At 62.3% G+C, this 20,737-nt stretch carries 19 protein-coding genes and 1 pseudogene; 8 read left to right on the top strand and 12 right to left on the bottom strand.

Annotation, left to right across the window (positions count from 1 at the left end):
• The first annotated feature begins 82 nt into the window (after positions 1-82).
• From BEN47_RS02535 to BEN47_RS02520, 4 genes are all read left to right on the top strand, one after another.
• Positions 83-1,585, top strand: coding sequence for a helix-turn-helix domain-containing protein (locus tag BEN47_RS02535; protein ID WP_070724735.1), 1,503 nt, complete (start codon positions 83-85; stop codon positions 1,583-1,585).
• Positions 1,586-1,587: 2 nt separating this feature from the next.
• A complete protein-coding gene (mltG, locus tag BEN47_RS02530; protein WP_070724734.1) occupies positions 1,588-2,625 on the top strand; it encodes an endolytic transglycosylase MltG in 1,038 nt (345 codons plus the stop codon).
• 143 nt (positions 2,626-2,768) lie between these two features.
• The gene (locus BEN47_RS02525) at positions 2,769-4,010 is read left to right on the top strand and encodes an OmpP1/FadL family transporter (RefSeq protein ID WP_083322043.1); all 1,242 of its coding nucleotides are present in this window, start codon (positions 2,769-2,771) and stop codon (positions 4,008-4,010) included.
• A gap of 30 nt (positions 4,011-4,040) precedes the next feature.
• On the top strand, positions 4,041-5,459 hold the full coding sequence (locus BEN47_RS02520) for a hypothetical protein (protein ID WP_070724731.1): 1,419 nt from the start codon (positions 4,041-4,043) through the stop codon (positions 5,457-5,459).
• A gap of 12 nt (positions 5,460-5,471) precedes the next feature.
• Here BEN47_RS02520 and BEN47_RS02515 read toward each other — a convergent pair whose 3' ends face one another.
• Positions 5,472-6,992 (bottom strand): hypothetical protein, encoded by a 1,521-nt coding sequence (locus BEN47_RS02515; RefSeq protein ID WP_125921460.1) that lies wholly within the window; start codon positions 6,990-6,992, stop codon positions 5,472-5,474.
• A 90-nt stretch (positions 6,993-7,082) separates the two neighbouring features.
• Here BEN47_RS02515 and dtd point away from each other — a divergent pair, with 90 nt between their 5' ends.
• Together dtd and BEN47_RS02505 are read left to right on the top strand one after the other, a co-directional pair.
• Positions 7,083-7,529 (top strand): D-aminoacyl-tRNA deacylase, encoded by a 447-nt coding sequence (gene dtd / locus BEN47_RS02510; RefSeq protein ID WP_070724725.1) that lies wholly within the window; start codon positions 7,083-7,085, stop codon positions 7,527-7,529.
• An 18-nt stretch (positions 7,530-7,547) separates the two neighbouring features.
• On the top strand, positions 7,548-7,874 hold the full coding sequence (locus BEN47_RS02505; protein ID WP_070724723.1) for a nucleotide pyrophosphohydrolase: 327 nt from the start codon (positions 7,548-7,550) through the stop codon (positions 7,872-7,874).
• Between the two features lie 67 nt (positions 7,875-7,941).
• Here the strand turns inward: BEN47_RS02505 and BEN47_RS02500 are convergent.
• The 9 genes and pseudogenes from BEN47_RS02500 to BEN47_RS02460 form a co-directional block, all read right to left on the bottom strand.
• Positions 7,942-8,588: pseudogene (locus BEN47_RS02500) on the bottom strand (2-phosphosulfolactate phosphatase).
• Positions 8,589-8,730: 142 nt separating this feature from the next.
• Positions 8,731-9,834: a glycine cleavage system aminomethyltransferase GcvT gene (gene gcvT / locus BEN47_RS02495; protein WP_193427124.1), complete on the bottom strand. Its 1,104-nt coding sequence runs from the start codon at positions 9,832-9,834 to the stop codon at positions 8,731-8,733.
• Positions 9,835-10,033: 199 nt separating this feature from the next.
• Entirely contained in the window at positions 10,034-11,095 is a 1,062-nt protein-coding gene (locus BEN47_RS02490; protein ID WP_070724722.1) for a branched-chain amino acid aminotransferase, read from the bottom strand.
• 163 nt (positions 11,096-11,258) lie between these two features.
• On the bottom strand, positions 11,259-11,807 hold the full coding sequence (locus BEN47_RS02485) for a cob(I)yrinic acid a,c-diamide adenosyltransferase (protein WP_070724720.1): 549 nt from the start codon (positions 11,805-11,807) through the stop codon (positions 11,259-11,261).
• Positions 11,808-11,871: 64 nt separating this feature from the next.
• Positions 11,872-12,591 carry an ABC transporter ATP-binding protein gene (locus BEN47_RS02480; protein WP_070724719.1) on the bottom strand — a complete coding sequence of 240 codons (720 nt, stop codon included), beginning with the start codon at positions 12,589-12,591 and terminating at the stop codon, positions 11,872-11,874.
• A gap of 12 nt (positions 12,592-12,603) precedes the next feature.
• The gene (locus BEN47_RS02475) at positions 12,604-15,390 is read right to left on the bottom strand and encodes a tetratricopeptide repeat protein (RefSeq protein ID WP_070724717.1); all 2,787 of its coding nucleotides are present in this window, start codon (positions 15,388-15,390) and stop codon (positions 12,604-12,606) included.
• Positions 15,391-15,678: an Asp-tRNA(Asn)/Glu-tRNA(Gln) amidotransferase subunit GatC gene (gatC, locus tag BEN47_RS02470; protein WP_070724715.1), complete on the bottom strand. Its 288-nt coding sequence runs from the start codon at positions 15,676-15,678 to the stop codon at positions 15,391-15,393.
• 26 nt (positions 15,679-15,704) lie between these two features.
• Positions 15,705-16,535 (bottom strand): lysophospholipid acyltransferase family protein, encoded by an 831-nt coding sequence (locus BEN47_RS02465; protein WP_070724713.1) that lies wholly within the window; start codon positions 16,533-16,535, stop codon positions 15,705-15,707.
• A 107-nt stretch (positions 16,536-16,642) separates the two neighbouring features.
• On the bottom strand, positions 16,643-17,218 hold the full coding sequence (locus BEN47_RS02460; RefSeq protein WP_070724710.1) for an NUDIX domain-containing protein: 576 nt from the start codon (positions 17,216-17,218) through the stop codon (positions 16,643-16,645).
• A 442-nt stretch (positions 17,219-17,660) separates the two neighbouring features.
• On the opposite strand from BEN47_RS02460, the gene BEN47_RS02455 reads away from it, so the two are divergent.
• Together BEN47_RS02455 and rnhB are read left to right on the top strand one after the other, a co-directional pair.
• Positions 17,661-17,924, top strand: a complete 264-nt coding sequence (locus tag BEN47_RS02455) for a hypothetical protein (RefSeq protein WP_070724709.1) — start codon at positions 17,661-17,663, stop codon at positions 17,922-17,924.
• A gap of 149 nt (positions 17,925-18,073) precedes the next feature.
• The gene (gene rnhB, locus BEN47_RS02450; protein WP_070724707.1) at positions 18,074-18,649 is read left to right on the top strand and encodes a ribonuclease HII; all 576 of its coding nucleotides are present in this window, start codon (positions 18,074-18,076) and stop codon (positions 18,647-18,649) included.
• Between the two features lie 21 nt (positions 18,650-18,670).
• Here the strand turns inward: rnhB and BEN47_RS02445 are convergent, their stop codons facing one another.
• Entirely contained in the window at positions 18,671-19,114 is a 444-nt protein-coding gene (locus BEN47_RS02445) for a response regulator (RefSeq protein ID WP_070724705.1), read from the bottom strand.
• Between the two features lie 56 nt (positions 19,115-19,170).
• Positions 19,171-20,727 carry a sensor histidine kinase gene (locus BEN47_RS02440; protein ID WP_070724702.1) on the bottom strand — a complete coding sequence of 519 codons (1,557 nt, stop codon included), beginning with the start codon at positions 20,725-20,727 and terminating at the stop codon, positions 19,171-19,173.
• Between the last annotated feature and the right edge of the window lie 10 nt (positions 20,728-20,737).

Genomic DNA, 20,737 nt, shown 5'->3' with positions numbered 1-20,737 from the left:
GGAAAAGGCGCTTTCGCTTACGCTGGAAGCATTTTTGCCCCTGATAAGCTCAGCCACAGCTTCTTAAAAAATATTTCTCCGGATGCTTAACCACGGCCAAGTCGTTCGCCTCATTTTTGGCCTGAAGCTGCGGGAGCTGCGCCAAGAGCGCGGCCTGAGCCCGGCCGAGCTGGCGCGGACCTGCGATGTGTCGGTGAGCTACCTCAATGAGATTGAAAAGGGCAAGAAGTACCCCAAGGCCGACAAGATTCTCAGCCTGAGCCAAGCCCTGGGCGTGCGCTACGACCAGCTGACCTCCCTGGAGCTGCCACGACGCCTGGAACCCATCGCCGAGCTGCTCAACTCCAAGCTGCTGAAGGAATTTCCGCTGGAGATGTATGGCCTGGAACCGGCCCGCCTTGTGGAGCTCATTGCCAATGCCCCGGCCAAGATGAATGCCTTTGTGAGCACCATCTTCGAAATTGCCCGCAACTACGAAATGCGCCAGGAACACCTGTTTCTGGCGGCGCTCCGCTCCTATCAGGAGATGCACGACAATTACTTTGAAGACCTGGAGCAGGACGTGCAGGCCTTTGTGGGCAGCCACCAGCTCAAAACCGCCGCGCCCTTTGACCTGGCCCAGCTGGAGCGCGTGCTCACGCAGGAATACGGCTACACGCTGGACCGCGAAACGCTGGGCCAGCACGCCGTGGCCACCCAGGCACGGTTGCGGTCGGTGTTTCAGCACAAATGCCGCCGGCTGCTCATGCGCCCGGGCCTGAGCCGGGGGCAGCAGGCCTTTGTGCTGGGCCGGGAAGTGGCCTTCAACTACCTAAAGCTGGCCGAGCGGCCCTACGTGAGCAGCAGCACGCAGGTGCGCTCCTTTGACGAAGTGCTGAACAACTTCAAGGCCTCGTACTTTGCCGGGGCCCTGCTGATGGAGGAGGAAAGCCTGTTGCGCGACTTGCGCAAAGTATTCAACGCCAAAAAGTGGCATCCCGACCTGCTGCTGGATTTGCTGACGCAGTACGACGTGAGCCCGGAGATGTTTATGCAGCGCCTGACCACGCTGCTGCCCCGCCATTTTGGGCTGCAGAGCATGTTCTTCCTGCGCTTCGACCAGGCCCAGGCCGAGGCGCCTTACGAGCTGACCAAGGAGCTGCACCTGGCGCGCCTGCACAACCCTCACGGCAACGAGCTACACGAGCACTACTGCCGCCGCTGGGTTAGCCTGCGCCTGCTGGCTGAGGCGCGGGCCCTGCCCCTGCCCGACACCGCCGAGGCGCCCGTGACTGTGGCGGGCGTCCAGAAATCCCGCTACTTTGGCACCGAGGACGAGTATTTGTGCTTCACGCTGGCCCGCGCCGGCACGCCCACCCAACCCGCCCTGAGCGTGACGGTGGGCCTGCGCTGCGACGAGGCCCTGCGCACCCAGGTACGCTTTCTGGCCGACCCGGCCCTACCCTTTCGCATTGTGAACGAAACCTGCGAGCGCTGCCCCATTGTTGACTGCGAATCGCGGGCGGCCGCGCCAGTCGAAATCGAGCGGCAAGCTGAGCGGGAAGCATTTGAGGCCGCGGTGGCCGAATTAGTCCAAGGAAGTTGAGCATGCGTCGAGGTTTTTTGATTGGGGGAATATTGATGGCGCTGGTGCTGGCGGCCGGTAGCTACGCCGCCTGGCGCCTACTGTACCGGCCCAACGTGCGGGCGCTGGCCGAAGGCCCGGCGTACCTCTACATCCGCAGCGGCACCGGCTTCGCGGCCGTGCTCGATTCGCTGCAGAAGCACGAGCTGCTGCTGGAGCCCGGCAGCTTTGCCTGGGTGGCGGAGCAGCAGAAGTACCCAGCGCAGGTAAAAGCCGGGCGGTACCGACTGGACGCCAGCCTGGGGAATCTGGACCTGGTGAAGATGCTGGCGGAAGGCCGGCAGGACACGATTCAGTTCGAGCTGAAGCCGTTTCATTACCTTGACCGGCTGCCGCGCCAGGTGGGCCGCCAGCTGGAAACGGATTCGTTTAAACTGCAGCTGCTGCTGGGCAACAACGTCGGCCTGCAGGGCCGCTACCAGCTCGATACCTGCACCATTCGCACGATGTTTATCCCCGGCCGCTACCGGCTGCTGTGGAACACGGGCGCCGAAGCTTTTCTGGATACCGTGGCCGCCACCCACCGCCGCTTCTGGACCAGCGAGCGACGCCGCCGGGCCGACTCGCTCAAGCTCACGCCCGTGCAGGTGAGCGTGCTGGCCAGCATTGTGCAGCGCGAAACCGCCCAGGCCACCGACAAGCCGCTCATTGCCGCCGTGTACCTCAACCGCCTGCGCAACGGCCAGCCCCTGCAGGCCGACCCCACGCTGCTGTGGCCCCTGCACGGCCTGGGCACCCGCAAGCGCGTGCTGAACGTGGACAAAAAAGTGGACTCGCCCTACAACACGTACCGGCACAAAGGCCTGCCCCCGGGCCCCATCACCACGCCCCTGCCCAGCTCCCTGAACGCGGTGCTGCGCCCAGCCCACAACCAGAACCTGTTTTTCTGCGCCCGGCCAGACGGCAGCGGCTTCTCGGATTTTGCCGAAACCTACGCCGAGCACAAGCGCAATGCCCGCCGCTACCAGCGCCGGCTCGACAGCCTCGGGGTGAAGCGGTAGCCGGTCCCTGGCGGGGGCCTCCAGGCGCTGGTGCTGCGGCGGCCTGGGGTATTTATTGCCTGCCGCACCATGCGGGCAGGCTGCCGCGGTGCTAGCTTTGGGCTGCGTACTTTTGTTTCCCTAATTTCCGCAAAAGCGTCCGTATGCGTCCACTTTTCCTCTTTGTAGTACCTCTCTTCTCTGGATTAACGGCTTCGGCCAGCGGATTTGAGACCGGCCCGCAGGGCGCACGCGTGTTGGGCCTGGGCGGGGCCAGCACGGCCTACATCAACAGCATTGCGGGCCTGAGCACCAACCCCGGCCTGCTGGGCCAATGGGGCGACTCGCTCACCCGCATCAGCATCGGCCACCTGAGCCAGTTTCGGCGCTCATCGTTTATCGGCCAGGACACTTACCGGCGCACCGACCAGGAGCTGACCGTGCAGCCCGGCGGCTACTTCTACGCCACGCATGGCGTGGGCAAGCGCGTGGCCGTGGGCCTGGCCGTGACCATGCCCTACGGCTACCACACCAAGTGGCCCAATAACTGGGAAGGCCGCTCGGTCATTCAGGAAAGCCAGCTTTCCACCTACTTCGTGCAGCCCACGGTGGGCTTTCGGCTGAACGACAACTTCAGCGCCGGCGTGGGCTTTGTGTACGCCTACGGCAAGTACAGCCAGCGCCGCGCGCTGGGCCAATACGACGACCCGGCCGCGCAGTCGAAGTTCAGCAGCAGCGGCCAGGGCTACGGCGTGAACGTGGGCCTGTACGGCCGCACCGGCGAGACCCTCGCCTTTGGCATCAGCTACCGCAGCGGCCTGAACCTGAAAATGAACAACGGCAAGCTGACCACCGTCGGCGTGCCCGAGCGCGACGATGCGCTGTACCCGAGCACGGCCGACTTCAAAACCCAAATCAACCTGCCGAGCACGTTGTCGGTGGGGGTTTCGGACCGCATCACCAAAAACCTGCTGCTCACCTTCGACTTCACCCTCAGCGGCTGGAGTTCCCTGGATTCGCTGAAGCTGGACGTGGCGGCCAGCGGCACGGCCCCGGCCCGCCGTATCAGCACCGCCCGCCGCTACGAAGACGCCCTGGCCTTCCGGGTAGGCGCCGAGTACCAGGCAACCCCCAAGCTCACCGTGCTGGGCGGCCTGCGCTACGCCGATACGCCCGTCCGCGACGAGTTCATCAACCCCGAATTCGTGGATGCCAACACCCTTGGCGCCTCGGCGGGCGCCGTGTACCAGCTGGGCCGCCTGGCACTGGAAGCAGGCTATGCCTTCGATTATGGCCAGCGCCGCACCGCCCGCGCCAATCCCGTTATTGACCGGGTGGCCAACGTGAGCGGCACCTACCGCACCGGCACGCACATGGCGTCGGTGGGCGTGGCAGTGGCTTTTTAACTCAACTCCCTGCTGATTTCGAATTTTGTGATGAATACTTTTTACCTCAATCAGCTGGGCCGCACCGGCTTGGTGGCCGTGGCAACTGCCGTGCTCAACGCCTGCGCCCCGGGCCAGGAAACGCCTACGCCCACTACGAGCGTGGACGTGAGCCGCTACGTGGCAGTGGGCGACAGCTACACGGCCGGGATTAGCGCCGGGGGCCTCACCCGGGCCAGCCAGGAATACTCCTTTCCCAGCCTGCTGGCCCGGCAGTTTAAAGGAGCTTCGCGCGAGGCCGCTTTCACCCAGCCGCTTTTGGAGGCAGGTACGGGCGCCGGCTTTATTGAACTGGTGGACTTCCCGGCTACGGGACTGCCTAAAACGCGCCGGGTGGCGGGGCAAGCCGTGCGGCGCACCATCATTAATCCCGGCACGTGCGCCGGGCCCGATACCGTGCGGCTCCTCACCCGCAACAATCCCAGCAGCAGCCTGCCGCAGAACCTGGGTATTCCGGGCCTGGCCCTCAGCCAGATTGAAACGGCTGGGTTGGGCAATGAGGCTTCGGCCGTGGCCGGAGCCCCGTTCAACTCCTACTTTGAGCGCCTGCTGCCCCCGGCCACCACCCGCACTTATTTGCAGGCGGTGACCGATGTGGCAGCCTCCGCTACGTTCTTCACCTACTTCCAGGGGCTGGACGACCTGCTGCCCTACGTGCGAAGCGGCGGCCAGTGCGGCGGCCGGTACGACAGCACCGCGTTCCGGAACCAGGCCCTGCTGACCATGCGCGCCAATGCCCGCAAAGTGCTGGACCGGCTGGCGGCCGGTGGCCGGCCCGGCATTATTGCCAAACTGCCGGCCCTCACCACGCTGCCCCTGCTGCGGCTGGGCAACGGCACTGCCCTGCTGGCACGCTTCAGCGCAGCGCCCGGCGTTTTCATCACCGTTGGCAACCCATTCCGACCGGCTCAGGTGCGGCCCATTACGAGCCGCGACTACGTGCTGGCGTCCGTGCTCTCCCGCGTGGGCCAGCCTACGGCGGTAGTGGTGGGCAGCACCACCCTAATGCTCCCGTATGGCCTCGATAGCCGCAACCCGCTGCGCGATGCCGATGTGCTCGACGAAACGGAGCTGACCTTTGTGTCCTTCGTGCTCAACGGCTACAACAACGAGCTGGAGACGCTGGCCCGGGACGTCTACAAAATGCCGGTTATCACCCCCGACGGCAATCAGCGGGCGCTGAACCTGGATGTGATTCTGTTCGACCAGGTGGCGGGCCTTATCTCGGTGGGCGGCGTGGTGTATTCTCCCGAGCTGGTGCGGGGCAATTTCTTCTCGCTGGATTACTACACCCTCACGCCCCGCGGAAACGGGCTGATGGCCAATGCCTTCATCACCGCTATCAACAAGGCCTACCGGGCCAATATCCCGGCCGTGGATGTAAACAGCCTGCCCACGGTAGCGCAGTAAGCAGAGCCCGCGCTATTGCAGGCGGTACAGGCGCAGGGCCAGCGTATCGGCGGTGGCGCGCCGGGCGGCGGCCAACGTGCGCTCGAAACCGAGGCCCGTGTATTCGGAGTGCTCCAGGAATAATAGCGGGCTGTGCAGCTGCGGAGCCGGCCACGCGGCCACGGGCAGTTGCCGCCGCAGGGAGTCGAACCGGTGCACGCCGGCCACCCGCCAGTAGCCATCGAGGAGGACGTACTGGTAGCCCTGGCGGCGCAGGCTGGCAAGCTCGCGCTCGTCGTACACCACAGTGAGGCGCTGATTGGCATCGAGGTAAGGCGCCAGGCCCAGGCCCACGGTGCTGGCTACTTTGGTGGCGCCGTGCGCCTGCAGCCAGGCACCTACTTTTGCGTACGGGCTGGGCAAAGGAGCTAACAGCTCACTCTGAATCAGCCTAAGGTTCAGGCCTACAGCTACCAGCACGCCACCAACCAAAGCCCAGCCGGGCACCACGCGCCGCATGCTCAACACAACCAGTGCGGCGAGCGGCGTGTAGGCAAACAGCAGCCCCCGCGGGGCTTTCACCAGCAGCGACATGCCCCCTACCAGGCACACGGCCCACACCAGCAGGTACGGCAGCAGGGCGGTGGGCAGCACCCGCCAGCTGGTGCCCGCCTGCAGGCTGCGCCACACCTGCCAGGCAGCCACCACTAGGCCCGCAAGCAACAACGGCGACTCGTAGCGGAGCAAGTAGCGGAAGTAGTAAAGAAGGTCTAGGTCGAGGGTGAGCTGCCGGCCGGCGGGGTTGGCGGCGGCCGGGACCACCACGCGCACGTAGAACGCCAGCCAGCGGTACCACGGCAGCCCGGCGGCCACGCCCAAGGCGCCCAGCGCCACAAAGGGCACCAGCAGCACCAGCAGCACCCGGCCCCAGGTACCGCGCTGCCGCCACAGGCCATCGGCTTGCCCCAATTCCAGCACCCCCAGAATGGGCACCGCAAACAGGAATTTGTAGTCGAAGCACAACCCCAGCGCCAACCAGCCCGCCACCCGCAGGATAGCCGTTGCACTGGGGCGCTGCAGGCGCTGAAAATGGCTACGCAACAAGCGCGCGAAAACAAGCAAATCCACCGCGTTCATGGTGAAATCGCGGCCAGCGAAGGTGAGCAGCAGCGATGTGCCCGCCAGCGCCGCCAGGGCCGCGGTTTCGGGACCAGCCAGCTGGCTTCGCTGGGAAACCCATCCGCAGAAAAAACCAAGCGCCACCACTCCCATCAACGCGTTGATGGTTTGAAAAACGAGAAAGTCCCGCGTGAAAAGCGCCACCGGGGCGTATAGCAGAAAGAAGCCGGGGCTGCCGTGCTGGAACAGGTTCGCAAAGTCGCCGTGGGCTACCTGCTGTACTATCTGCCAGTTGAGTACGGAGTCGAAGTCGGGTGGGCCGGCTTCGGGGAGGCGCCACAGCCGCAAGCCGGCCACGGCCAGCAGCGCTCCTAGGAGCCAGAGGGAGCGACTCGGGGCTGGCTGTTCGTTATTTGTGGCCGCAAGTGGTTGCATGCAAAAAATCGGCACTGGTTGCCGCGAAGGTCGGGCACGGCCCTGCAACATCGGCACGACCGTTCATCTTATTTCCCAAAATCACCGTTCATGCGTCTCGTTATTCAGCGCGTCAGCCAGGCCCAGGTCACCGTCGATGGCCAGGTTACGGGCCAGATTGGCCCGGGCCTGCTGGCGCTGGCCGGTTTCGCCCCCACCGATACTACCGCCGCGCTCACGTGGATGTGCCGCAAGCTGGTGCAGCTCCGCATTTTTGGGGACGAGAACGGGCAGATGAACCGCAGCGTGTCCGACACCGGCGGCGAAATCCTGGTGGTCAGTCAGTTTACGCTGCTGGCCGATGCCCGCAAGGGCAACCGCCCCAGCTACATTGGAGCCGCGCCTCCACCTGTGGCCGAACCCCTCTACGAGCAATTTGTGGCCCTGGTGGCCGCAGAGCTGGGCAAGCCCGTGCCCACCGGCATTTTCGGCGCCGACATGCAAGTCAGCCTCCTCAACGACGGCCCGGTAACTATTGTGCTGGATTCGCCAGCCTAGCTTTCACATCCCCAGACCATGACCATCGAAGAAGCCCAAAAGACCGTTGACACCTGGATTACGACCACGGGCGTCCGCTATTTCAACGAGCTGACCAACATGGCCATCCTCACCGAAGAAGTGGGCGAAGTGGCCCGGCTCATTTCCCGGCAGTACGGCGAGCAGTCCTTCAAGGAATCAGACAAAGGACGCGAATTGGGTGACGAGCTGGCCGATGTGCTGTTCGTGGTCATCTGCCTCGCCAACCAAACCGGCGTCGACCTGACCGAGGCCCTGACGCGCAACCTCGCCAAAAAGACCCAGCGCGACAGCCAGCGCCATCAAGACAACGAAAAGCTGAAATAATAACGATTAGTGATTAGCGGTTAGTAGTTAATGGTCAGTTTGAGGGTTAACCACTAACCGCTAATCACTAACCGTTATTAATCAGCCGGTCGTGCTGCCAGAGGGGCAGCACCTGGGCGTAGGCGTCGATTTGCAGGCAGAATTCAAAGTCTTTGCTGGCCTCTAGCGAGTTGAGCCGGCGCACGTGCGCTGACTGCAGCAGGTAGTTGGACAGGTCCGCCTTGCCCTGCTGCCAGAGGTGCAGCGCGGCCAGGGCAGCATCGGAGCTGCGCACGTCGAACTCCGACGCTAGCCGCGCCGCCAGGGCACCGCCAAATACCGTGTCTTCCAGACAGAACTGGCCTTTCCAGCCGGCACATACCACCAGCACTTCGCGGCCCTGCGCCCGGACAAAATCGGCCACGGCAGCCAGGTTTAGAAAGGCGCCCACTACCACGGCATCAGCGGCCAGGGAGCGGCGCAGGGCGTGGTACCGTTGGTGGTGCTAATGGCCAGGGCGCGGCCTCGAACCGGCCGCTGAGCATCTAGGAACCCAAACGGCGAGTTGCCTAGGTCGAAGCCGGCGGCGGGCAGCCCGTCGCGCTCGGCCGCCGTCAGGCAGTTGTGCTCCTGGCCATAGGCGGTGCATTCGTCCAGCGTGGCCACCGGAAAAACGTGCGTCACGCCCTCCCCCAGCGCCGTGACAATGGTGCTGGAAGCCCGCAGAATATCCACGATAACGGCCACTTTTCCCCGCAGGTCATACAGATGCAGCAGCTCCGGCGAGAAGCAGATATCTAATTGGGGCACTTTTAAGTGGTTAGTGATTAGTGGTTAGTGGTTAACGACTAGCCGTTAACCACTAACCACTAACCGTTTATACTTCCGCTCCTTTGGTCAGGGGCAGCTTGTTTACCGTAGCAGGCAGGTTTTTCCCGCGAATCTGCACGAAAATCTGGGTGCCGGGCGCGGCAAACTCGGTTTTCACGTAGCCCATGCCAATGCCCTTGCTGAGCGAAGGCGACTGGGTACCGCTGGTTACGTCGCCGATTTTCTGGCCTTCGGCGTCTACCAGCTCGTAGTGGCCCCGCGGAATGCCGGTGCCGTCCATGATGAAAGCGACGAGCTTTTTGTTGACGCCCGCTTCCTTCTGCTTTTTGAGGTTGTCGGCGTTGGTGAAGTCTTTGGTGAACTTCGTAATCCAGCCCAGGCCGGCTTCCAGCGGCGACGTGGTGTCGTCGATGTCGTTGCCGTAGAGGGCGAAGCCCATTTCCAGGCGCAGGGTGTCGCGGGCCCCGAGGCCAATCGGCTTGATGCCGTATTCCTGGCCCGCGGTCATGATTTTGTCCCACACCGCCCCGGCGCTTTCATTCGGGATGTACAGTTCAAAGCCCCCGGCGCCGGTGTAGCCCGTGGCCGAGATAATGACGTTGGGGGCCCCGGCAAACGTGCTCTGCACGAAGGAGTAGTACGGAACGTTGCTCAGGTCCACGTCGGTGAGGGCCTGCAGCGCAGCAGCGGCTTTGGGGCCCTGCACCGCAAACAAGCTGGTGCGGTCCGAAATGTCTTCCATTTCCGCGCCGTCCCGGTTGTGCTGCTGAATCCAGTTCCAGTCCTTCTCGATGTTGGAGGCGTTCACCACCAGCAGGTAGTCTTCATCGGCCAGCTTGTACACCAGCAGGTCGTCCACGATGCCGCCTTCGTGGTTGGGCAGGCAGGAATACTGGGCTTTGCCATCAGCGAGCTTGCTCGCATCGTTGCTGGTTACGCGCTGAATAAGGTCCAGGGCCTGCGGGCCGCGCACCCGAAACTCGCCCATGTGCGACACGTCGAAAATGCCCACCGCGCGCCGCACGGTATGGTGTTCGTCCAAATCGGAGGAATACCGCACGGGCATGTCGTAGCCGGCAAAAGGCACCATTTTAGCACCCAGCTTTCGGTGCGTGTCGTCGAGGGTAACGGTTTTCAGAGAAACGGTCATAAGAGTGACTGAGTGGGAATGTACTTGGTGGTGCAAAGGTGCGGCAAAAAAGAAAAGCCGCCTCAGAGTGAAGCGGCTTTTAATTATAGACTGTCATGCTGAGCTTGTCAAGCATCTCTACTACGCAAGTAATCAGTACTGACTGCTACGAAGCGGTAGAGATGCTTCGACAAGCTCAGCATGACAGTCTACTTACTCGCTACACGCGCACCATCCAGTTGTGGACGTCGGCGCCTTCGCCGGAACGAATGGCTTCTAAGGCTGCTCCCACGCGCTTCGAGAAAGCATTGGGCCCCACCTCGGGCAGCTCGTAGTCGTGGCCTTCGTAGCCGATGGTGGCAATGGGCGCAATGGTAGCGGCCGTGCCTACCCCAAAGGCTTCCTCCAGCTTGCCGGCGGCCAAGGCCTCCATTACCTCGCGGCTGCTCACCTTGCGCTCTTCCACCACAAGGCCCATGTCGCGGGCCAGCTGCAGCACGCTGCGGCGCGTCACGCCATCAAGAATGCTGGTGCTGAGCGCGGGCGTAACCACACGGCCGTCGATTACAAAAATGGCGTTCATCGTGCCCGATTCTTCCACGTACTGGTGCTCCGATGCGTCGGTCCAGATGAGCTGGTTGTAGCCTTCCTGCTGGGCCAGCTTGGTGGGGTACATGGCCGCGCCGTAGTTGCCGGCGTTTTTGGCAAAGCCCGCGCCGCCTTCGGCCGAGCGCACGTACTTCTGCTCGAAGCGCACGCGCAGGGCCTTGTTGTAGTACAGGCCCACGGGGCTCGTAAAAATCATGAAGCGGTAGGACTCCGACGGCCGCACGCCGATGAAGCCATCGGTGGCGAACATAAACGGACGGATATAGAGCGAGCTGCCCGCCGCCGTGGGCACCCAGGCGGTATCCAGGCGCAGCAACTCAATGAGGCCTTGCATAAATAGCTCTTCGGGCATGTGCGGCATGCACATGCGCTCAGCCGAGGCGTTGAGCCGAGCCCAGTTATCCAAAGGGCGAAACAGGGCCACCCCGCCGTCGGCCTGGTGGTAGGCTTTCATGCCTTCAAAAATGGCCTGGCCGTAGTGCAACGCCGAGTTAGCCGGGCTCACTACCATGTCGCCAAACGGCATAATTTGCGCTTCCTGCCATTCGCCGTTGTGGAAATCCACGACAAACATGTGGTCAGAATACACCTTACCAAACTCCAGCTTGGGGTCCAGTTCGGCCAGGCGTGAGGTTGTGGAACGTTGCGTGCGAATGGGAAGAATGTCTATCATAACGGAGCTCTTTGGGAGTACAGATGGGTGGGATTTTCCGAATACGGAGTTTGGGAGTAGTGTGGCTGAAATGGCAAAGACAAGTAGCCGGCTGGCCCCAAATCAGGATTATTTCGGCCCTGACCTGGCACTAACCAGCCCAGTCAAAGCGGAGGCAGTCGGCCTAAAGCCGGGCCTTCCAGGTCACCTCCTCCACGCCCAGCTCGTGCGCCATGTACCGGCTAAGCACAAACAGGTAGTCGGAGAGACGATTTAGATAAACGATAACGAGTTCAGCCACAAAAGATTCCTCGCTCAGGTGAATGACCATGCGCTCGGCCCGGCGGCACACGCACCGTGCTACGTGGGCGTGGCTCACGGCGGGGTGCCCACCCGGCAGAATAAACGCCCGCAGCTCCGGCAGTTCGGCGTTCATGCGGTCCATTTCTTCTTCCAGCAGGGTCACGTCACCCGCGTGCAAGTCGGGCAGTTTCATCTTCGACTTGTCCGGGTCGGCGGCCAGGGCCGACCCCATGGTGAAGAGGCGGTCCTGAATTTCCTTGAGCAGCGGCCGGCGGGTGGCGTTCACGTCCTGGTCGCGCACCAGGCCGATGTAGGAGTTCAGCTCGTCTACCGTGCCGTAGCAGTCAATGCGCAGGCTGCTCTTCGGCACGCGCGTGCCACCAATTAGGGAAGTGAGGCCGGTGTCGCCGGTTTTGGTGTAGATTTTCATGGCTGGTGGTTAGTGATGCGCTGCCGACGCCTCGCGGCGCAATTGGCGGCGGCTCGCAGAGAAATCAATGCTCCGCTACCGCGTGCGAATGAACGTTGTGGTTTATCTCATCGGATTCCACTAGGCCGTCGCGCAGGCGCACAATGCGGTGCGCGTAGCGGGCAATGTCCTCCTCGTGCGTCACCATGATAATGGTGTTGCCTTTGGCATACAGCGCCTCAAACAAATCCATGATTTCGTGGCTGGTCTTGGAATCTAAGGCGCCGGTGGGTTCGTCGGCCAGCAGCACGCTGGGGTTGTTTACCAAGGCCCGGGCAATGGCCACGCGCTGGCGCTGGCCCCCGCTGAGCTCATTGGGCCGGTGCGAGGCGCGGTCGGCCAGGCCCACGGCCCGTAGCGACTCCAGGGCCCGCTCGTTGCGTTCGCGCTTGCTGAGGCCCGCGTAAATGAGCGGCAGGGCCACGTTGTCGAGGGCACTGGCGCGGGGCAGCAGGTTGAAGCTCTGGAAAACGAAGCCGATTTCCTTGTTGCGCACCTCCGCCAGCTGGTTGTCGCTCATGCGGCTCACGTCCTGCCCGTTGAGAATGTATTGGCCCTTGCTTGGTGTGTCCAGACAGCCCACAATGTTCATCAGCGTAGACTTGCCCGAACCCGACGGCCCCATGAAGGCCACGTACTCGCCGCGCGGAATTTTGATACTTACCGAGCGCAGGGCGTGTATTACCTCCGCCCCCATCACGTAGGCTTTGGCAATGTCCGTGGTTTCAATGACGTTGGGATTCATAGCGCTAGGGTCTTATTGCAGAGGTGAGGTGGCCGGAGCCACAGAAAAAGAGTCGGCCTGGGCCGCGCGGGTTGTTTGGCGCGCGGCATATTCAGCAGCTAAATTAGCATATGCCGACGCAGGCAGCCGCTGGCGCAGCTGTGCCCGCGCATCCACTGCGTACTCGATGAGCCCGGCATCGGCGGCGGCTAGTACGTAGGCTCGCAACAGCGCCAGCGACTCAGGGTTTTCGGCCAGGCCCGCCCGTAGCGCTTCGTACGCCGCCGGGTAGTTGCGGCGGCGGGTGTAGAAGCGGCCAGCCACCAGTACGGCCCCTTCGTTGAAAGGCGCCTCACGCACAATGCGCTGGTAGTTTCTAGCAGCAGCCGCGTCATTCTGCTGCTGCTCGGCTTGTTGGGCCAGGCGCAGCCAGCTGTCTCCCACGCGGGCCGAGTTGTTCTTGGCTGAAGGTGAAAGGCCGGTGGCCAGCGCACGCAGGGCCTGCCGCCCCCACTGCCGCTGCCCCGAATCGGCCGCCGCCACGAGCCGAAGCGCGGCCATTCGCGCCGAATCGGGGCGGCCGCTCAGGGCCAGGGCATACACGCGGGCCTCGCGGGCTTGGGTAGCGCCGTTGGTAGCCGCAAATTCCAGTTGGTCGGCCGCGGTGGCATACTGCCCCTGCTGCAGCTGCCACATGCCCAGCAGCTGCTGGTAGTAGGCGGCACTGGCCGTGGTACCGCTGGCCAGCGGTAGCAGCAACTGCCGGGCCATTTGCTCCTCCCCGCGCGCATGGCGCGCCAGGGCCTGCAGAAAAAGCAGCTGCTCGTAGTAGTTCTCGTTTGCCGGCTCGTTGGCCAGCCCCGCCAGCCGCGCCAGCAATGGCACCGTAAGCCGGTCGGGGTGCGTGGTCGAATTGAGCAGCACCACGTGGTAGAGCTGCGCAAAACTGGCATCATCCAACGCCTTTAGCCCCTCGGATATGGCAGGCGTGCTTTCCGACGTGCCCGGATTGCTCAGCAGCTGTAGCAACGTGTAGTTGCTGGCCAGCGCGGGCTCATTGGCCTGGGCAGTGTTCTTGTCGCGAAGCTTTTGGGCTTCCTTCAGCAGGTTCTGATTCAGCAAAAAGCCCAGCTGGTTGGTTTTGCTGGCATAGCTGCCCGGCGCCAGCTCTTCGGTCTTGTCCAGGTAGAAAGCAACGGAATCGGTGAGGGCGGTCTGGGTGAAGAACTGCGCCAAATCGCCGGTGAGCGCCGCGCTTTGGGGTATGGCACGCAGGCCCCGCCGCAGGATGTCCAGTGCTTCAAACAGGTCGTTCGGGTCGCGGTGCAGTGCCGCCAGCCGGAGCGACACTTTCTCGTTTGGGGCTCGCTGCAGGGTGCGGTTCAGGGCATTGATTTCGTTCTGGCGCTGCTGGCGGAAGCGGTAGAGCGCGGCGCGGCCCATCTGGGCGTGCAGGTTGCCTCGGTATAGGACGTCGCCGCTCTCGGCGTAATACCGCTCGGCCAGCAGGGCCAAGCTGAGGTCGTCGGGCTGCGCTTCGCTTTGCTGGCGGGTGAGGTCGCCCAGGTTGTTGTACTGGCCCGCTCGCACTTGGTCGGGCAGAGGTAGGTTTTCGCGCGTCTGGACCATGGCAATGCCGACCACCGCCAGAATGTACACCGTGTAAAACGGCAGCCGCCGCGGCTCAAACACCACCCGGTACACCCGCAGCCGCCGCTGAATAAGCGGCATAAAATTCACGAGAACGTACACAAAAAAACCGATGCCCACCAGCAGCAGCGCCAGCCCGGTAAAGCTGCGCGCTGCGACCAGCAGCGGGGTATTGTCGGTGGCAAAGGCATAAGCCAACGCCCCGGCCGCCCCCATCACCAGGACAGGGTATAGCTGAGCCATGCCCTGAGCGTAGGGAACCCATTGGCCATAGCTCGGCGACCGCAGCCGCAGGCCTACCCCACTGGCAAGCACGGCGGGCAGCAGTAGCACCAGCGGGTCCAGGGTTAGGCCCGGCAATAGCTGTAGAACGCTGCCATTCCACACGTACAGAAACAACACGCCCAGATACAGCAGACTCGCAGCCACAAAAGGCCAGAGCCCAAACCGGCTGGCGGGCTGCTCGGCCTGCGTGTTGAACCACAGCAGGGCCCGGATATTCTCCACGCCCACCCACAGCACGAGCAGGCCAAACAGCAACGCGCCGCCCGGCGTAGCGTAGGCAGCCAGCTGCAGGGCCGTCTCAACGGCCGGCAGCTGGCTTTGCGCAAACAGGAGCCCGCTCACTGCAGCCACCAGCAGACTCATGATCAGGCCACGGCGGGCCAGCGACAGGCGCTCGGCAAAGGCGTGCAGGCCAAAAGCACCGCCGCCCACTACGCCCAGCATCAGGTAGAGAAAGTACCGTTCGCCGGTGCCGAAAATCCCCAGCGACTCCGTATTAAGAGACAGCAGGAAAAAGATAACCGGCACCATGCCCGCCACGAAAGCCGTGCGCGCAAGCGTGCTCACTACGGCAGTCCAGCCGGCCAGCACCACAGCCAGGAGCACCAGCAAGCAAGCGGCGGCGACCGGCGCCGTGAAGGGCCCCACCACATCGTGCGTGAGGGTAGCAACCAAGCCACTGGCCTGAATGGGCAGGCGCACGGGCCCGGCCGCTACGGATTCCAGCGTGAGCGGAATTTCCTGCAGGTGCGGCACCAGGCGAACCGGCAGGGTGGCATCGGCCCCGGTGAAGTAGTGAAACACCACCAGCCCCACCGCCAGCGTGGCCAGCACGGCCAGCCAGCTGGGCCGCCAGGCACGGGCAAAAAGCAGTTTCGTACTCAACTACTCCAGTACTTTGGGCACCCGGAAGTAGTCCGAATCCTTGCGGGGCGCGTTGCGCAGGCCGTCCTGGTGGCTTACGGTGTTGCGAGCGTCGTCGTCGCGCAGCACGTTTACTTCCTGGGAAAGGTGCACCAGCGGCTCCACGCCCGTCGTGTCCACGCCTTCAAGCTGGGCCACAAAATCAAGAATGTTGTTCAAATCACCCAGCATTTGCTGCTCGCGGGTTTCGTCGAATTCGAGGCGGGCCAGATGGGCTAGGCCGCGCAGGGTACCAAGGTCAGTGCTCAAGGGAATGCAGAATAATGGAATACAAATCAGGAATTGACGGACTGCGGCTGTTCCTGTGCGGAAGCATTAGCAGTTGCCGGCGCCCGCCACGTGCTGGGGCCGGGCTTTACGGCGCCTTCGGGCAGGAAGTCTCCGGCCAGCTGGGCCGCCACCCGCGCTTTCAGCGCCGGAATATCGGCCAGAGTCAGGCCGGTGGTTGAAATGGGCGGATGGAAAACGATTTTAAGCCGGTGGTAGCGCACGCGCAGGTCCTTCTCCACATCGGGCATAAACATGTGGTTCAGGGGCATGCACACGGGCACCAGCGGCACCCCGGCTTCGATGGCCAGCTGGAAAGCGCCTTCCAGCAACGGCAGCATCTCAAATCCCGGCCTGGGAGAAATGCGGCCTTCGGCGAAAATGGCAATGCTCTTGCCCTGCGCCAGCCCGCGCCGCGCCGCCACCACGGCCCGGCCCCGGCTCACGGCACTGGCCCGGTCCACCGTGACGTAGACGCGCCCAAAGTTTGGGCCCCACAGCGGCACCTTAGCCAGCGAGGACTTACCCATCATGTTCAGGAACCCGGGAATGTGCTTGAACAGCATCATGATGTCAACGTACGAGCCGTGGTTGGCCACGTATACGCAGGGCCGCGGGGCGGGCTCCCGGCTATGCCGCACTACCTCCACGGGCACGCCCCACATGGCAATGGACATTGTCGACCAGAACCGGTTCAGGGCATGCACTACCCCGCCGCCATCTGGCCGGCGGCTGAAATACCACTGCAGCGGGTATATGAGCACAAAAGGAACCAGGAACCAGAAGACGGCCCAGGTAGTGTAGAGGCGCTGGCCGATGTAACGAAGCAGGTGGCGCATAGCAACAAAGTTAGGCACTGGCCAATGAGGTGCTGGCAGAACTGGTAAGTGGATGCGCAACCGCCGTCCCACGCCAGCCATACTACCCGGCCACAACGCTTTTTCCGCTAGCGGCTTGCAAGGAATTTCTCGGCCTTCAGCAGGCCCGCCACGCTGATGCCGTCGGTAATCCGGTCGTCCATCACCATGCGGATGGCTTCGGCCAGGGGCAGTTTCCACAGGCGTAGGTCTTCGGTTTCTTCCGGCTCCAAGTGGCCCTGGGTAAGGTCTTCAGCCAGGAACACAAAGCCCTCTTCGTCGGTGACGGAATTGGAGGTGTGCAGGCGGGCAATGCGGGTCCAGCGGGCGGCGGTGAGGCCGGTTTCTTCCTTCAGCTCGCGTTGCGCCGATGCCAGGATGTCGTGCTCAATCAAACCCCCGCCCATGGGAATTTCCCAGCTGTACTCGTTCAGGGGGTAGCGGTACTGGCCCACCAGCCAAGTGTTGCCGGCGGCATCAACGGGGACAATGCCCAGGGCCTTGTTTTTCATGCTCACCACGCCGTAGATGCCCGCTCCACCGCCGGGGTTTAAGACCTGGTCTTCGCGCACCGAAATCCAAGAATTGTTGTATTTCACTTCTGTACTCAGGGTTTGCCACGGGTTGTGGGTTTCGTCGAATTGCAGCTCGGAGGCAATAGCCATAAAAATAGTAAAATAGGCAAAATAATGCTGTAAAATTAAGGTTTATTCAGGAAAGCCAAGCTGCTCATTGCAGCCGCTGGCATTGCCCTCGCCGGGCAATTTGCTCCGTTGGCCGCCTAAAATCATTGGTTAATCCAAAAAACATTTCTTTCACCCCCATCCATTTAGTACCTTTGAGGCATAAGTACCCCCGCACGGGCTGGAAATGTGGAAAGGAAGGACCTCTCGTGCGGCGGCGCTCTGATTGACCAGGTGGGGTAGACACCTCTAAATCAGACCCGCCACTTTAAGGCCATCGCACTCGTGCGGTGGCCTTTTTTTGTGCTTCATTGGGCGCTATAGCCCGGTTTGCGGTGGCAGGCACCCCAACCCCACCTCCCCAATCAGCGTACATCAACAGGCAAGCCGACCGTTCACTTTCCGGTCCTTTTGCAGCAACGCAATGGCTAATTCCTCCAAAAAATCCGACGCAGATAAGAAAGAAGAAATTAAAACCGGCGACCCCCTTTTTACGCTGCACCACGCCCAGGCCGAAGCTGAGCTAGCCAAAAACAACGGCGGCCTCGGCCCCACGACGAACGTGTACGTCACTGACCAGGAAGAAGAAAACATCGACGCATCCATTGCGCCGCGTGACAGCCAGGGCTTCACCCGCGGCGAAGAAGAGCCGGGCGTCATCGGCAGCAATGCCGGCGGCCACAAGTAGTATTCAGCCAGCTGCACCCAGCTTGCTTCGTTTGCCCCAACGCCTTCGCCTCAGCTTCTACCGGCTGGCGCGAAGGCGTTGTTTTGTTGTGGGGCAGCGGGCCGCAACGTGCGCCCGTATACTTTTGTGCGGTGCCCTTTTGCCTGTCTATGCTCCTTGCCACCTATACCGGTCATTCCCTCGAAGCCGGCCTTGACGAAGCCGGGCGTGGCTGCCTTGCCGGCCCCGTGTTTGCCGCGGCCGTTATTCTGCCGCTCGATTTCAACCCGCGCTTTCTCAACGATTCCAAGCAGCTCACAGCCAAACGGCGCGAAACGTTGCGCCCCATCATCTGCGCCGAGGCGGTGGCCTGGGCCGTGGGCCAGGCCACGGTGGAGGAAATTGAGCGCCTCAATATTGCGAAGGCCAGTTATCTAGCTATGCACCGGGCGGTGGCAGCTTTGCCCATCGCACCGGCTCACCTACTGGTCGATGGCAATCGGTTTACATCCTTGCTGGGTTTCTCCCACACCTGCATGATTGGGGGCGATGCGCTGTACCGCAACATTGCCGCCGCGTCCATTCTGGCCAAGACTTTTCGCGATGAGCACATGCAGGCGCTGGCGGCTGCGTTTCCGGACTACGGCTGGGAGCGAAACGCGGGCTACCCCACCCCTAAGCACCGCGCTGCCATTCGGGCACAGGGCCCCAGCCCGCACCACCGCATGGGGTTTCGGCTGTTGTAAGCGCACCTATTTTGAAGAGAATTAAGACTTCAGCCTTAGCAAGTCGAGGAACAGACTAAAACCGTCGACGCTGGTGCCGCCTTCGCCAAAGGTATCGAAGCTCAAGGGCTTGATGATGTAACCGCTCACGGCAAGCTGCTGGGCTTTCAGCCGGTCAGACTCCAGGTCGGAAGTCGTCATGATGAAGACGTTCAGATCGGAGAACTCGGGGTCGGCGCGGAGGGTTTCTAGCAATTCCAGGCCGTTCATGCGGGGCATGTTGATGTCGAGCATCACCAAGCTGGGCTTCTGTATTTTGGCTTCGTCGCCCTCGCCACGCAGCATTTTCAGGGCGTCGCGGCCGTTGCGGGCGTGCACCAGGGGCACGTCAATGTTTTGGCGTCGCAGCTCGCGCTGCACGTTCATGACGTCCATCTGGTCGTCTTCCACGAGCAAAATGCTGGGCGTGGGATGGTCGGAGGACATAGGCTTATCTATTTTCAACAACGGGAATATGCCCGCAAAAGCAGCACAAGCGGCTGCTAAGTAGTGAGTGGTACGGCAGAATTGGGCGCTTTGGCTACGGTGGTGCTCAAAGTACTGGCTTTAGCCGTCTGCTTGGGCCAGGTAAAAAGGAACTTAGCCCCCTGACCCTCCGCCGATTTGATACCGATACGCCCGCCCTGGCGCTCCACTATTTTTTTAACGATGGCCAAGCCTACACCCGTGCTTTCCAGGGTGTCGCGCTCGGTCAGGGTTTGGAATATCACGAATATCCGGTCGTGATATTCCGGGTCAATGCCCGGCCCGTCATCAGCCACCGAAAACAGGTAGAATTCCCCGGCATCGTCGCAGCCAATCTCCACGGTGCCGGTGGCGGGGTGGTCGTGGTATTTCAGCGCGTTGCTGATGAGATTGGTGAACACCTGCTGCAGCTGCACTGCGTTGGTGGTGAGCGTGGGCAGGAAAAACGGCAGCTCCACTTTGAAGCCGGCCGGCGGGTTGAGCGAGTCAATTATTTCGCGCAGGAGCGTGCGCACAAACACCGTTTCATCGGCCTGCGAAGTCCGCCCTACCCGGGCCAAGTCCAGGATACCGGAAATGAGCTTCTCCATGCGGTACACCCGCTGGCGCATCAGGGCCAAAAACTCGCGGATGTGGGGCGGCAGGTTGTCCTTGCCCATGTCTTCCTCAATCCAGCGCGACGCACTTTCGATGCCCCGCAGCGGGGCTTTCAGGTCGTGGGACACCACGTAGGCAAACTGGTCCAGCTCCTGGTTGCGGCTTTCGAGCTGGCTGATGTTGGCACCCACCGTCAGGGCCATCGTGTTCAGGGCCGCTGTCAGTTCGCTCACTTCGTCCCGCTGTGTGTCCACTATCTGGCTGCTGTAGTCGCCGTCGGCCATGCGCCGGGCCAGGTCCAGCATGCTGCGTAGGCGCCGGGCAAAAATCCGCACGATGTAGATGGCCCAGAGCAAGCCCAGCACCAGGGCCGTCACGGCCAGTCCGGCCGCCAGCCATTGCGCCCGGAGGATGCTATCGTCGAGGCGCTGGCGCAGCTGGGCACGGGTGCGGGCCTCGCTTTTTTCAAAGGAATCCAGGCGCAGGCGAATGTTGTCCATTACCCGCTTGCCGCTCAGACTTTCCACCAGGCCGCGGTGCTCCATTCCTTCGAGGCCGCTTTGCTGCGCATTGCGCTGGCGAGCGGCTCTTTTTTCGGCCACAAGCAAGTGGCTATAGCCCGACCACTGCTGAAATAACCGGTGGGTCTGGTCAACCAGCTCCACCTGGTGGGGGTTTTCGGCCACCAGGCCCCGCAACTCGGCAAAGCGGCCGATGAGCTGCCGCTCGCCTTCGTAGTAGGGAGCCAGCATTTGCTCGTTGCCAATCAGCAAATAGCCCCGGAAACCCGTTTGCATGTCAATGACATGGCGCAGCAGCGTTACCCCGCGATTGGAAATGCGCTGCGAGTTGTCCACGCGTTGTGCATTTTGCACTACTTGCCCCGCCAGCTGATAAAAGAATACCACCACCACTGAAAACAGTGCGAGTAGCATCACAAACCCGGCAAACAGCTTTGTAGTAAGGTTAATTTTCATGTAATAGCGC

The sequence above is a fragment of the Hymenobacter lapidarius genome (assembly GCF_001816145.1).
Lineage (GTDB): Bacteria > Bacteroidota > Bacteroidia > Cytophagales > Hymenobacteraceae > Hymenobacter > Hymenobacter lapidarius.
Note: the sequence above shows the minus strand (reverse complement) of the source record. Positions and strands in the feature narration are given on the sequence as shown.